A 14,368-nucleotide genomic window follows, 5' to 3' on the forward strand; every position below is an offset into this window, starting at 1 on the left:
TTTAGTAAGGTGGAGCTCCTGAAGACCGGCCATGGTAACACAATAATGTTTTTGTCCTAAGGTAAACCTTTTCCGTTCCTCAGTTTCGGAATTGTACTTCGTAGGTATTTATCACTTGAACGTCTTGCACATAAACACTTCCAAAAGTGTTTTGTGAATTCTCAACCCTTACGTTGTTAAACCGGATCGTTTCGGCCGTGATCGTTTGGTTATCAGCTGCGACTGGGTAAAGGTTTGCAGTATTTCCTGTTATTACGGTTGTTCCTGCTATGTCGTTATTTTCTGGAGATTCTTTTTTGTTTTCGTACTCAAAACCTTCCACTTCCAGATTTGCAGTTACCGGAACCGCCATCTGTACCGCCTGAGCAGCACCGGCAAGCATCGTGGCGAGTACAATCTCATTCAGTTGGGTCGTACTCTGCTTGCCGTTTTGCGCTGTGACCTTGCCCAGGTCAGCTTCTGTAAGAGGGGTTAATGCGTAAACCGGAAGCGAAAACAGTAGCCCAACCATAATTACAGAAGTAGTTTTTCCGATTATGGAAGCCATTTTTACTAATCTTGATGTAGCGTTCAAACGTTTGTAGGTGAGCAGTTTGAATGGTGACATGGATAGAACCCTCAAGTTTGTTGGCTAACTGGAATGAGTAAATTCTAGGGCCTTGAGAATAATATAATTACCAATAAGCGCCAAAAAATTACCAATAAGCGCCAATAGACGCTAAAATTCAATCGATATGAGTGCGGCTACAGAGTCTTGAGGTTTGTATCGATGCTTTCACCCTATATAAATGTGAGTTTTTTAAGTGGATTTGACGAGCTGGTTGTATCCCGAGGGGGGGAACCCGGGCGCTTCTATGAGGCGGTCGGGCTTGATCGACGTGTGGCCTCGGGTGAGGCTCAGTTAATACCCCATGACCTTTTCTTTCAATTGCTGGAAACAACCACAATCGGGCTGAATTTTCCAGATCTCGCTTTGCACCTTGCCCAGCGTCAGGATATGACTGTGCTTGCGCCGTTGAATCCGGTGTTACGACAGTGTGTTTCAGTCAAGGACGCGTTGGAAACCATCATCAAGTATCTAAAGCTCATTATCTCGGGTTATCAGGTCGAAATGGAGGTTCAGGAGGATGTGGTGAAACTTTCATTTGATGTTGAATTACCCTATGTACGTGCATCGAGTGTTTTTCAGGATTATTCTCTCGCGATTGCGGTCTCCGTTTTACATGGTTTACTCGGGCGAAGTTATCCAATTCGTGCTTGTTACTTTATCCGTGCCGAGGCGAATCAAAATCGTATTGAAGCTTATGCCCGGTTTTTTGGGTGTGCGGTTTCGTTCGGCAATCCGACTCTTGCACTGACTGTTGATAAAGCAATACTGTCCCAGGACATCAATCGATTAATTGAACAAATTGATCGTCGCATTCAACAGGCGTTGTACTTCAGCCAGGAGAGTTTTACTCATCTCGTGTCAAAAACGATCAGCTTCTGTCTCGCCAATGGGACAGTTCAGATTGAAGATATTGCCATGGCACTCAATTGCAGTTCCCGTACGCTACAACGTCGACTGCTGGAACAAAATACGTCCTATCAAGCGCTGCTTGATGAGGTACGGTTTAGTATTGCGAATCAGTATCTGGAGAACACATACTATCGATTGACCGATATTGCCATGTTGCTTGGCTATAGCAACGCTAGCGCGTTTACCCGGAGCTATCAACGTTGGAGTGGTGTTACACCGAAGGCTGCACGTGAGCGGTCACAAAACCGGATGCAGAATACAGAGTTGGGATCCATTGATCATTAATTCGACTTTCTGACCCCATAAAAGGATTCGCTGTCCTGGAATCCCAAGGCCTCGGCAAGGGATGCGATCACATCCGTATTACAAGCCATTGAAAAAAAGGATTTACAGAATCTTTACTGATCACAAGATATTGACAGAACAGGCGAGTAAACGTTGCCACTCGCCTGTACAGAACCTTGCTACTCAGACAGCAGGGTAAAGCTGTCCATCGGGACGGTTGGAACAACAATGTGTGATGGGTGTCTGTAGTCCGAATACACGGTCATGATACCTGGAAAGGTTTGTAAAAAGCCATCAAAACCGGGTGCGATGCCCTGTGGTAGATTACTGGGACCAACCGCGACACGAAGCTTATGACCGGCTTTGAGTACCGCACTGGTTGGAAATATCTCCAATTCTACTTTCATAATATTACCAGGGTAAACGGGTTGTTCTGATTCTTCGACAAATGCATGCCAGGGTTGGATCCGGATGCCTTCAAGCTCACGGGAGCGGGACGAGTCGACTTTTCGGGCTTTCAGGTTGATAAGCCCGTTGCTGATCGGCGTAGCTTTACCATTGGGATCCATATCGTCCACCCGTACTGACAATGTACCCGCAAAATTTGTGGTGGAAACCCAGATATTCGCCTGGATTGGGCCATTAATGACATAATCGGATTTAAATTCTGGTGTTTCATACAGCAAGTTAAACAATGCTGCGGTGTTATTATTTTCAAAACAGGGTAGAGGAATAAAACCGAGAATGCCCAACGACCACTGTGATGCACTCTGTGAACAACCACCGGCAAACCAAACGTCGAACAGTGAACGTGGCGAGCTGAAAAATGACTGTCGGTTAGTTTTAAGTTTGCCGTTGCGATGCAGGTAGAGGCGTTCCGCTTCGGCTTCCGGTGCCGGCCAATCCGTGGTTACCGCCATTTCTTCAAGACCAATCATATATTGAGTTGTTTGTGGCATATCTTCAGCGCCGGTGTCCATGCCCATGAGGTACTGGTCAAACCACTGTAGTTCGATATGGTTAAATGCGGGGAGGCCTTCAGGTACAGGCATCAGACCGGTGGTCATGAAAGCGCCTTCAATGTGGGTGCCCGGTAAAATCACCATTTTTGTGGTGACCCGACCTTTTAATTGCTCATACATTGCAGGTACTCCTCGCTGGAACAGGTCATGAACAGCGCCAACCAGAAATGTGGGGGCATTGATTTCGTCAATGCGTTTGATTGGTGAGCGAGTTTCCCAAAATGGCCCGTCGTACTTGATTTCCTTGTCACCGGTCAGGCCCTTGATCAACATCGGTAATTGAAATTCAAAGAATGCGTCAGCCAGATGGTCTTGCACCAGTGGTGCGGCCTCTTCAAAATTGGTAAAGAGGTCAAGATTAAGCGTGTTCATCATCGTGGTTAAGGTAAACCACCAGCTTAGAAAGAAAATATTGCCATTGCCGCCGGTGAACGCTGTGTCCCGGTAGGCGTCTCCGATGGGTTCGAGGGCAAACACAGCTTTAATAGCAGGGTGCCCGGTTTCGGCGGCAAACAATGCGTTTATTGCCAGATCGGATACGCCACGAAGTCCAATCTTACCATTCGTCCATGGCTGGTCGACAACCCAGTTGATGATCTGCTCATAGTCTCCTTGAGAACTGCCCCAGGCATCCCAGGTTCCCTCGGAATTACCGGTTCCCCGCCCATCAAAGGTTATAGACGCGTAACCCCTTTTGACCATGTAAGGGTCAGCTGCACCCATGAACGTTCCCAATTCGGGCGGAAGCAGATTACCCAGTTCGGTATTGTAGTCACTGATGATTAACAAGGTCGGGAATTCACCCTCGACCGCGACCCCATTTTCATCTGCGGGCAGGGTGATATAAGCTGCCAAAGTGGTGCCGTCAGACATCGTGACATATTCCCGGGTCATAACGGTGTCGGGATATATTTCCTCACGGTCATAGTCTTGCCACTTGGTGGCGGGACTCATGATGGTGGTACTTTGTTCTGCCATTGAATCCCGAGTGCCAGACGTCGTCCAGCTTGTTGACGGATCTGAAACAGCTTTGAATGGCATGATCGCCATGGTTGCTGCAATCAGTATGGATTTTATTTTTATTGATTCGTGCATCGAAATCTCCCGAATAGTCATGCTTGCTTACGTAAGTCCGTTGTGGACAGCCCAAGCTGATCCTTTGTTTTTTTTGTCGTGGCCTAAGGCCTAAGGGCTAAGGCTTGGGAAGCCGGATTCAAGAGTAAGTTGATAACAGTGGGTGAGGAATTCGTGAAAGGGACAAGTGATTTAGCGAATGGGTCAAAAGCTCGACTTTGTGAACTCTGTCGTACAGGTGTGCCGGGTTTAAAGGTTTTTTTCTTGTAAGTAGTACTGTGTGAAGCCGCTTTACCATCAATTTCCAGGTTCAGGTTGGAAGCTGATGGTTTCGGGCTTGGCGAATGTTGAGGATTCAGCCCGATTTAATATGGGCATCAAGGGTGGTCAAGGCGAGTTGCAGTGCCGCTTTCGCCTGACGGATGGTCGGGCTGTGTTCATTGGTAATGAAAACGATGTCGTCGGTAGTTCTATCGCGTTGCATAAGATACGGTGTTGAAAGGTAATAGAATAGGTAAATATCGTATGCAAGGCGGCCATTTCGAATGACATGGGCCAGGTAACTGCTTTTGTCTTCATTAACAACCCAGGTATCCTCCAAAACACCCCCGGGTACGGCGAATATGGGTTTGTCTCCCGGTCTCGAGGCTATGCCATCATTTGCGCGGTGATCTACTGCAAAGTCCGCTTGAATTTGCAATCCGTCATTTACACTGAGGCTGGTGTATTTGTACTCCGTTTCATGGTCTACCATAGTCGTCTTTCCTAACTGCAAACGATTATAACTTTAGGGTCTGTTGACGTTTCATATTTAGCCTCTGCCAGCGCTATTTTTTGTCCAGTCAGCCGCTGCGAGTGTCGTGTAGTTATTCTACATCAACGAGCAGCAACGCATCGGGGTAAAAAAATAGCGCTGGCCCGAAGGGTTGAGCCTGAAATTCGCTCACTCCGCGTCACTCGTCGTTCATTTGGAATAACCAAACCACTCTCCTTATTCCTTGATTGAGCGAATTTCAGGCTCAACAGAGGTTAAATATGAAACGTCAACATACCCTAGTATTCAGGATAGCGTTGCCTGTGCAATAAAAAAAGTGGATAGACTTGGAAAACATCGAAAGTAAGTGGCACAGAGCCGGTTATGGAGATAAGTCGGGGCGATTCACGGGTAAGTAGACGCCTGAAAAGCATTGATTTACGTTTTTGTTACGCGGCCTCAGTAAGCGTGATTGCGCTTGCAGCCGGTTTCTCAATTAATGTTTCAACAGACGCTAACTGTTGTTTGCCGGCTGTGGATTATTTGCAGCATTTTCAGAATAAAGTGCGTAACCGCCTGTGCCCCGGTTTTTTACCTGATACATCATATTATCGGCCTTCTCGATTAGATCTCGCAAGCTCTGACCATGATCGGGATAAATACTGATACCCATGCTGACGCCCAACTCGTAAAAATTTCCGCCAGCCTTGATGGGGGCCATGATTTGTTGGCGCAATTTATCAGCGATTTGATGTATATGGTTTTCGTCCTCCAACTGCGTCGCTAAAACAATAAACTCATCTCCGCCGATGCGAGCACAAATATCGGTTTTTCGTGTGAGCTTCTGGAGCCTTTCTGCAACAACTTTAAGCACCTCGTCCCCGGTTTTGTGTCCGGCGTTGTCATTAATCGGTTTAAATTTATCAAGGTCTATAAAGATAATGGCGATTTTTTGATGGGGCCGCGTGGCGACCTGCAATACTTGATCAAACAGATTAAAAAGGTAACGTTGGTTGCTCAGGCCGGTAAGCGGATCGTGATAAGCCAGGGATAGGGCAGAGGATTCCGCATCCAGGAGCCGTTGCTGAATGAGTGAGAGCTGGGCACCCAGCAAGGCCAGATATTGCGTCAACATCAGTGCGGTTCCAATCATGAAACCATTCGTTTTCCAAGTAGCATTAAAGTACGATAGGACGAAAGTTGACCAGTGGATAGCCAGGAGAAAACTTGTTACGGATATGGCCAGAATAAAGGCGTTGTTTACTTTATCGCGATACAGGTACGTAAAATAGGAGAGAAAAAGTAAAGTGGTGATGTTGTAAATTTCCAGTCCGATCGCATAAACCCAATTACTGATAGAGAGGACTTCAGCAAGAATGAGCCAAACTATCGAGCACAGTGCCAGTGCCCACCACCACCGAGTGTCTGATTCCACCTTGAAACAGCGTATTGCTCCCAGGAGTAAAGCAAGTTTTTCAAATGTGATGAATATACAATAAAAGGAAAATGATATTGCAATATCACTCAATAAGGGGATGAGAATCACCAGGCGCGCCAAGAAAGCAAAGCACATGGCCATCGCCCAGAACAGAGGCCCTTGATCGGTCTTGGGGATTTGGTTGACCCACACCATGAGTATAAATATAACAAAATATGTCGTGGCACCAATGGTGTGGACGAGTTGTGGCAACATAGAATTTTAACCTGAAGAATAATTAGCCGGATCAATACCTGTATTCGCCACCTGCTTTCGCAAAGCGCTTGACGTCGAGAGGCCTAACTATGCTATCCGTTGTCTTCCTAAGACGGGCCTGATGTATAGTATGGGTTATGTTTCGGGTTGTCGCCCATCAAATCGACATCCCCCGAAATTGCAAAGTTGATTGATAAAGGCACGAAAGTGCTCGGAGAAAGCGGCCAACTGCAAGTCATATTGATGGCAGACGGAGTGAAGTTCTAGTGCTAGTGACCAGTGCGTGGTGACTACAGTGGAAGCCAAAGTGTTTACTTCCAGCTGCAGTCAATTCATTCAAACGAACGCTTTAAGGGAATAGCTTAAGTTTCCAATAACACTAGTCTTCAAGTGGCTCGGTTGAATACAAAGCGCTCTGGAATTCAGGAACATACTCATACTGTACCATTCCGCCTAAATCCAGTGAGTGGATAAAGCTTGAAAGCGAGCCATCTCTTAGTGTCAGACTGACATCTGATCCATTCATACTGGATGCATAGGCAAGGTTGCGTGATTCTGAATAGCCACGGGTTAATGCACCTGCTTGATCCACGTTGGCGAAGTTGTTTCTAACGATTTCTGCATCTGAGCTTGTTTCCAGTACCTTACCTTCAAAGGTCAGATCCAGCTCACCTGTTGTCTCGTCAAAAATCTGGAATGAAACGGTTTCTTCGTCACTGGAATATGTCATTTCAGTCAACCATTTCGGTAAGTTATAGCCAACGACGCCTCTGACCCGGGCAAGTTCTGTATCGACAGGAAGTTTTAAGACATAACCCCAATAGTCATTGTTATCCATTTGCGCTAACAGTGAAATGAAACCATGATTCGGCCGTCCGGCTCGGTTGGTTACAATCGAGACTGAAAATTCATTGTAGAAATCGTTATCACAATAGTGATAGGCATACGCTGTTATTGCAACCATACCTCTGCCCGGGAAAATTTCGAGGGGTTGCACGATGTGCATTAACTCTGCAGGCATCAAATCCCTGAGGCGGCGCATATCCGCAGTAAAAATCGCGGTAATTTTGGTGTTACTGTAGAAAAAGTTAGGGGAGTAAGTCTCAAAACCGACATCAACTTTGGTTTTCTCGATGGTTTCGAACCAGGAGAGATCAATTTCCGGGGCTTCTTCCGCGATTACCGATAATGGTGGATTGGAGCGGAATCGATCATAGAGACCGCCAGCAATCACGGGTACTTCATAGCCTGCGATATCGATAATATTGTACTCAGGTTCATCTGTTTCTGTAGTTCCTGTCGTTCCTGTATTTTCTGCAATCGCGGAGTTCACGAGAAACAGAGCAAGTAAGGTCACTACCCATTGTAGATTTGAGATTTTTGTCATGGTTAACACCCTTGTTATTGTTTTGTGTTTTAGGTTTAAAACACGTTGGTTTAATCGGAACCAAACTAGTTGCAGGTTCCGATTTGGAGCGGGAGGGATGCTAACGTTGAACCTGAGTTTAAGGTCAATTCTCAGAGTGAGAGGAAAATCACATTCGAGAATAATGCACGGATTTAATTTTTTAAATACCGGAGGCCAAGACGGGCGCTACCGGATGATTTTTCAGAAGAAGCTTACATGACGATGCCAATGATCAAAGCGATAAAGCCCGCAGGCAGGGCCAGAACAGAAATACGGTCTACCTGTTTTGAGTAATGCGTAGTCGCAGTCTTAAGTTAGATGATCGCGCTGTGCAGGTAGATATTAAACTTTTATGCTTCGAAAACCCGAAACACTAGGTCGTGTGAAATTATTTGGCCTTTTATGTCTTTGAAATACATGGTTAAGAGATGACGGTTAAAAAATTACTTGAATTTATATAGGGAAGGGATGTAAGAGGGGGGTAAAATTTTATGGTTCTGTTTATATCTGTATAAATAGAACCATAAAAGAGTACGTTTTTAACGATATATGATTCTAATTTGGTTTAAAACGTGACATATTCGAGATTTGGAACCCGAATAATTTATACCCGTTTCAAATCATGTTGAGCAGGAAATTTCGCACCATATCGTGCAAAGGTCATTTGGAAGAATTACTCATAATAGAGAAAATTAGTAAAAACGTTGTAAGCGAGGTCGCATCATCATCTAACAGTTTCCATAAAACTCCTCTGCACATCGAGAAATTTCGAAATGTGTAAGCTTTCCGTTTGGTCTGTTCTGTCAGATTAGCTGAAATTCGAAGTACTCGAAACAAGAAAGGGCTGAAGCCTAAAGCGGACATTGGGGGGATTAAAATTTCGATTATTCATGCAGGCTTTGACCATTCCTAGAAAACTATTGGTCTCCTTATGAACGGTTTCAAAGTATAAACTTATTTGTGGATTATAGGCTCTGTTATGGCTCGACATTTGTCACTCGCCAGTGCAGAGTGCAACGCTGCAACAAGTCTATCTGTTTCGTCAAGAACTATATTCCAGTAATGCTCTCTTTCAGAATCTGAAAGTCTCTCGAAATCTTTTCTATCTGGTATTTTTCTGTAAGGAAGGTTTTCGATAAAGCTAGCGCTTGGCACCAACATTACAACATTGCTGTAATTTTCTAATGTTGGTTTTCGCCAAGGTAATGGTTTGTCGAACCAGCCCGGCACTATCTTTGAAGAAAAGTGGGGGTAAAGAATCAGTCCATCACTTACTTTGAAGGGGCCTCCAAAATGATAATCCGTTAATGCACCATCCCAGTACCAGCGATCTTTCCCGCCTGTAATCTTGGTCGGCTGCATGATCATTGGAATGGTGCCAGACGCGATTAATGCCTCGGGTAAGTTAACTTTATTAAGTGGAATGATTTCAGCTTTTTTTCCATGCGCGTTATCAACACCTAACTTACTGACGATAACTCGGGGATAGATTTTAGGGACTGCGCTTGGCGTAATTATATTTCCTAACGCAGCTAATGATAGTGAGCCAAATTGTACAGCTATATTCCGGCTATTCAGATATTGTCGATTCCTGACGGAAATTATATGCAGGTGTCGCCTTGTATTCTGAATAATTTCCAGGCGTCGCTTTTCAGTAAAAATTTTAGTGAGTACATTGTCGACAAAACCCTGAACTTCCTTTGCCCGTATTGGATTAGAGTAGCGTTGGGTCATATTGATCGCCTCAAGCTCTTTAAAGGCAATATGAGCATCACTTGTCGCGTAGAGCGCCATACGCCATGCACCGACGCTGGAACCTAATAAGGCGATGGCTTGTGTGGATGATGAGAGAAAATGCTGATTCAAGTATTGGTCCAAGCGACTAAGGGCTAACCACTTTGGTCCACCACTAGCGCCAACAATCAATCTTATCCTGTCAGCATTAAGGCCTTGTTCTTTAATTTCACGGTAGGCCTTCGGGCCAGCTAGTATTCGAATGGATGATTGTTTCATAGGTATCTCAAATAATCACGCCAATGATTAACGCCAGAAAGCCAGCAGGTAAGGCAAAAACTGAAATGCGATCAATTTGCCTTGAGTACGCCTTTACAGCTTTTAGATCTTCTTTATCTGCCGCAAGTTTTCGTTTGATAACTGGGTAAAGGCAGATAAAATTTGAGATAACCGCAATGAGACCTGCACCCACTTTTACCATTAGCAGGTTGGTAAGTGTGGTCTCCACCAATAGGATAGTCCCCGTAACCAGCACGATAATGAACGTCGGCATTTCAAAAAACAGATCGATGTAATAATGGTTTTTGGTAACGGCGAATCCGTGTGATTGTGATTCTGTGCGACTGCGTTCGATAACAAATTCAGCGCCGACAAGGCCAAACCAAAAGGCCACTGCCGCGATATGAGTAGTAAGAATAGCGTCCATTGGCTAGCCCTTAAATTGATTGACCGTTAGTTACCCAACAATTCTCGAGAGATCATTTCTTTCATGATTTCCGAGGTGCCGGCGTATATCTTCAGCACGCGTGCGTCTACGAAGGCTCGGGCGATATGGTATTCACTCATATAGCCATAGCCACCGAATAACTGCAGGCACTCATCGGTGACCTTACACAGCATCTCCGTTGCTGAAAGCTTCACCATGGCGGCGTCAGACAAACTCATTTTTCGTTGCTCAAATTTATCGACACATTGATTGACGAATGCATCGTGTATTTCAATCTGTGTTTTCATTTCTGCCAGTTTGAAACGTGTATTTTGAAACTTGGCAATAGGGCGACCAAACGCTTGCCTTTCTTTCACGTATTGAATGGTCCATTCAAGGCAGGCTCTTGCGGCTGAGACTGCGCTGGCAGCAACGGCAAGACGTTCTCTCGGAAGCTCCTGCATGAGATACAGAAATCCCTGATTCTCCATTCCTAGCAGGGAAGAGGCGGGTACTTTCATATTGTCGAAAAACAGCTCTGTGGTATCCCCCGCATGCTGGCCGATTTTTTCCAGTTGCTTACCTCGAGAAAACCCTGGTAACGTCGCATCGACCAGGAACAGGGATATCCCTTTACCGCCTTCTTTAGGGTCAGTCTTGGCACAAACAATCACTAAGTCGGCATGCCCTCCGTTGGTGATAAATGTTTTTGAACCATTAATAATGTAGTGATTACCATCCTTAATGGCAGTGGTTTTCATCCCTTGTAAATCACTGCCGGTGGCAGGCTCAGTCATGGCCACTGCGGCGACCACCTCACCGCTGGCCATTTTGGGTAACCAGGTTTTTTTCTGTTCTTCATTGCCCATATGCAATATATACTGCGCGACAATGTCTGATTGAATGGCGACAGAACCGGAAAGCCCCATAAAACCCTGTCTACATAGTTCTTGAAGCACCACTTGGGAATAACGAAAAGAGACGCCACTGCCACCATATTCCTCAGGCAAATCGACACAAAGCAATCCCGCATGGCCTAATGTTTTCCATACTTCTTTTGGTAAAACACCTGACTGTTCCCAATGATGATGGTGTGGAACAATTTCTTGTTCGATTGCCTTTTTGGCCGCATCTTTGAAAATAAGTAGTTCTTCCATTGTTTAATCCTTAACTAGTGAATTGATCTCTTACCGGCTGGGTGTCGTTTGCTTACATTGTCAAACCACATCAACATTTCGTCCCAGAGGTAGTGGTTGCTTTCTCGAAAATAACCTATATGTCCAATCGGTTGGTTATGAAGCGGCTCGAGTGTTTTCAGGGTGAGGTCACAGCCGACGTAATGTTCGCAAAATGCATCTCTTGATTTAGGTGGCGCCCAGAGGTCATCCGTCGAAGTGGCTGCTACGTAGGGTATTGCCACTTCCGCATAGGTACTTTTTAAGTGCTTGAAATTCTCGTCATCGAAAAAGTATCGGGGATTTTGGCACCAGCGCTTCCACTCTTGATAGACGCCTAAAGGCAAGTCTTCTCCCATGCCAAGCGTGCTCCAGGCCATGTAGCCTTTCCATTTTACGAGTGCGGGAAGTACCATATTCCACAGTAGTTTTACCTTGATCGCTTCGGATTTTGACATCCATCCCGCCCAACCAGCGCCTGAACCGAAACTGTAAGCGGCCGTTAATAAATGATGATTGGGTAGTAATCCCAACGCCTGTCCGCCATAGGAATGGCCTACCCGATAAAGTGGAACACCTTTCTCGTGCATGGCATCGACGGCCGCCGCCGCGTCAAAACGCCCCCAATCCAGGAATGACATTTGAAGGTCGCGCAAGCTGCCTCGCTTGGATTGACCAATCCCTCGATAATCGAATGTCAGCACGTTAAATCCGAGTTCTACCGCGTAATTGGCAAAACGCCGATAGAAACCTTGTGGAACGCCAGTTGCGCCAGCAACGACGATGTTGCCTAACGTGGTGCCAATTGCCGAGTAACGAGTGCCCGATAACGGATAACCATCGACCGTATGGAAGGAAACTTCACTCACGCTGCCCTGGTTTGCTTCGTTAACTACGGATTGAGATACAACCATCATTCTCAAAGACTCCTAATTTTTCGACTACATCCAGAAATAAAATCCAACTAGAAAAAGCTGCCGCGTTGTAACCAATGCGACAGCAATTAGGCGTGTTAGCATCCTTTAAAATTTGGTTCCCGCTTTTGCATCATGGCCATCACACCTTCCTGCACATCTTTCGTTTTTAACAGGGCAAAAAGGTTATCGTTCAGAGAGGCCAATGCTTTCTCTTCGCCCTCTGTCGCCACTTGTCTTGCTGAAGAGAGCGTTGTCTTAACGGCAAGTGGCGCCGCTTTTGAAATTTTTTCTGCCAGTTCCAATGCGCGAGTTAGTTGTTGGCCCGGCTCAACCACTTCACTGACCAGTTTCATCCGCAAAGCCTCTTCGGCGTTGAATTCGTCACCTGTCAGCATATAGCGCATGGCATCAGACCAGCCAGCCACTTTTGGGAACCGAACGGTTGAACCACCAGAAGGTGGAATACCTCTTAATACTTCAACATGCGCAAAGCGTGCATCGCTTGCCGTAATGGCAATATCAGCGGTAAGCATTAATTCAATACCGGCAGTCCAACAGGCCCCTTGAACGGCGACGATTAGTGGCTTGGTTAAATGAGAGGTCGTCGCCCAAGGGTCGATACTTTCTTCAGGGTAATGAAAATTGCCACTCATTAACTTCGGTGTGAGTTCCATTAAATCCAGGCCCGAAGTGAAGTGATCGCCATGGGCATAAACGACGGCACAGCGAAGCTCATCATTGCGCTCATATTCTCCCAAAGCGTTTGCCAGGTCGATCATCATCGTGCTATCAAAGGCATTACGTTTACCCGCACGGTCAAGACCTATAAGTAGCACATGGCCCTTAATGTCTTTTGATACACGACCAGTGCCACTGTTAACTTCTCTCGCTTCTACTTCACTCATAAAAAATCCTCAAACATAAATGACTAGATAACGACTGTAGAGGCGATCCCTTTTAAGCAAATAATTTGGCATTACCTATTTACTATAACAGACGTTATAATTTAGACTATAAACTATAACGAGTGATATAGTAAAGCCCAAATTTGGGAAATTGATGAGCAGGAAAAAATTGGTACTTGGAGAAATTTGATGAGTGAGCAAAAAGTTGATGTAGTTAAATATGAAGTCCGTGATCGTAAGGCGTACTTAACCTTAAATAGACCAGACCGTCTAAATGCCATCACCATGGAGATGGCTAGAGAGATTAAAGCGGCCGTAGATAAAGCGAATGAAGACCCCAATGTGCACGTCATTATTTTGCAGGGGGAAGGCAAGGCATTCTGTTCGGGGTATGACCTTAAACAGTTTGCGGAGGAAGCGGACTACGTGCAGCCCCCGGTCTGGGATCCGATAAAAGACTATCAAAAAATGAAGCACAATACCGACGACTTCTTTAGTCTATGGCGCTCGCTTAAACCAACCATTGCCAAAGTCAGGAAGTATGCCGTCGCGGGTGGCAGTGATATCGCTCTGTCTTGTGATCTGGTCATTATGGAAGAGGATGCACGCATTGGTTACATGCCTGCTCGCGTCTGGGGTTGCCCGACCACGGCTATGTGGGTTTATCGATTAGGGGCTGAACGCGCCAAACGTATGTTGCTAACGGGCGATACGATTTCCGGCAAGCAAGCCGCAGATTGGGGTTTGGTATTAGAGGCGGTGCCCAAAGAGGCGCTGGATAACGCGGTTGAAAAACTGGCAGACCGTATGGCTGGGGTACCGATTAATCAACTGGTGATGCAAAAGCTGATGATCAACCAAGCCTATGACAATATGGGGCTAAACAGCACGCAGGTCATCGCCAATGTATTTGATGGTATCACCCGGCATTCGGCAGAGGGGCGCTGGTTCCAGGAATTCTCTGAGGTGCATGGCTTCAATGAGGCCGTTAAATGGCGTGATTCAGGTAAGTGGATTCCCAATGGTGGTGGGCCGATCCCGACAAAAGAAGATCTGTCGGATTAAATAAAGCCGAGTGCTGCCAGCACGCTAATTCAGAAGATGCCCTGATGCTTAATTGTTCTGACGACTAGGTATTGCATTGTCTATAACACTCGTTATATTTATGCGGTTAAG

At 45.8% G+C, this 14,368-nt stretch carries 12 protein-coding genes; 2 read left to right on the forward strand and 10 right to left on the reverse strand.

Features of this window, described 5'->3' with window-relative positions; translation table 11 throughout:
* Window positions 1-79: 79 nt before the first annotated feature.
* Entirely contained in the window at window positions 80-607 is a 528-nt protein-coding gene (locus OLMES_RS12045; protein ID WP_087461485.1) for a hypothetical protein, read from the reverse strand.
* A gap of 162 nt (window positions 608-769) precedes the next feature.
* On the opposite strand from OLMES_RS12045, the gene OLMES_RS12050 reads away from it, so the two are divergent.
* The gene (locus OLMES_RS12050; RefSeq protein WP_087461486.1) at window positions 770-1,804 is read left to right on the forward strand and encodes an AraC family transcriptional regulator; all 1,035 of its coding nucleotides are present in this window, start codon (window positions 770-772) and stop codon (window positions 1,802-1,804) included.
* Between the two features lie 179 nt (window positions 1,805-1,983).
* Here the strand turns inward: OLMES_RS12050 and OLMES_RS12055 are convergent, their stop codons facing one another.
* From OLMES_RS12055 to OLMES_RS12095, 9 genes are all read right to left on the reverse strand, one after another.
* Entirely contained in the window at window positions 1,984-3,921 is a 1,938-nt protein-coding gene (locus OLMES_RS12055) for a CocE/NonD family hydrolase (RefSeq protein WP_157678283.1), read from the reverse strand.
* Between the two features lie 334 nt (window positions 3,922-4,255).
* Window positions 4,256-4,654 (reverse strand): hypothetical protein, encoded by a 399-nt coding sequence (locus OLMES_RS12060; protein WP_087461488.1) that lies wholly within the window; start codon window positions 4,652-4,654, stop codon window positions 4,256-4,258.
* Between the two features lie 514 nt (window positions 4,655-5,168).
* Window positions 5,169-6,347, reverse strand: coding sequence for a GGDEF domain-containing protein (locus OLMES_RS12065; protein ID WP_087461489.1), 1,179 nt, complete (start codon window positions 6,345-6,347; stop codon window positions 5,169-5,171).
* 379 nt (window positions 6,348-6,726) lie between these two features.
* On the reverse strand, window positions 6,727-7,734 hold the full coding sequence (locus OLMES_RS12070) for an acetoacetate decarboxylase (ADC) (RefSeq protein WP_087461490.1): 1,008 nt from the start codon (window positions 7,732-7,734) through the stop codon (window positions 6,727-6,729).
* 975 nt (window positions 7,735-8,709) lie between these two features.
* The gene (locus OLMES_RS12075) at window positions 8,710-9,768 is read right to left on the reverse strand and encodes a patatin-like phospholipase family protein (RefSeq protein WP_087461491.1); all 1,059 of its coding nucleotides are present in this window, start codon (window positions 9,766-9,768) and stop codon (window positions 8,710-8,712) included.
* A gap of 7 nt (window positions 9,769-9,775) precedes the next feature.
* Window positions 9,776-10,195, reverse strand: a complete 420-nt coding sequence (locus OLMES_RS12080; RefSeq protein WP_087461492.1) for a hypothetical protein — start codon at window positions 10,193-10,195, stop codon at window positions 9,776-9,778.
* Between the two features lie 26 nt (window positions 10,196-10,221).
* Window positions 10,222-11,352, reverse strand: coding sequence for an acyl-CoA dehydrogenase family protein (locus tag OLMES_RS12085; protein ID WP_087461493.1), 1,131 nt, complete (start codon window positions 11,350-11,352; stop codon window positions 10,222-10,224).
* Between the two features lie 14 nt (window positions 11,353-11,366).
* Window positions 11,367-12,287 (reverse strand): alpha/beta hydrolase family protein, encoded by a 921-nt coding sequence (locus tag OLMES_RS12090; protein WP_198343316.1) that lies wholly within the window; start codon window positions 12,285-12,287, stop codon window positions 11,367-11,369.
* Window positions 12,288-12,382: 95 nt separating this feature from the next.
* Window positions 12,383-13,192 (reverse strand): crotonase/enoyl-CoA hydratase family protein, encoded by an 810-nt coding sequence (locus OLMES_RS12095; RefSeq protein ID WP_087461494.1) that lies wholly within the window; start codon window positions 13,190-13,192, stop codon window positions 12,383-12,385.
* Window positions 13,193-13,381: 189 nt separating this feature from the next.
* Here OLMES_RS12095 and OLMES_RS12100 point away from each other — a divergent pair, with 189 nt between their 5' ends.
* On the forward strand, window positions 13,382-14,257 hold the full coding sequence (locus OLMES_RS12100) for a crotonase/enoyl-CoA hydratase family protein (protein ID WP_087461495.1): 876 nt from the start codon (window positions 13,382-13,384) through the stop codon (window positions 14,255-14,257).
* Window positions 14,258-14,368 lie beyond the last annotated feature (111 nt).

The organism is Oleiphilus messinensis (assembly GCF_002162375.1).
Taxonomy (GTDB): Bacteria; Pseudomonadota; Gammaproteobacteria; order Pseudomonadales; family Oleiphilaceae; genus Oleiphilus; species Oleiphilus messinensis.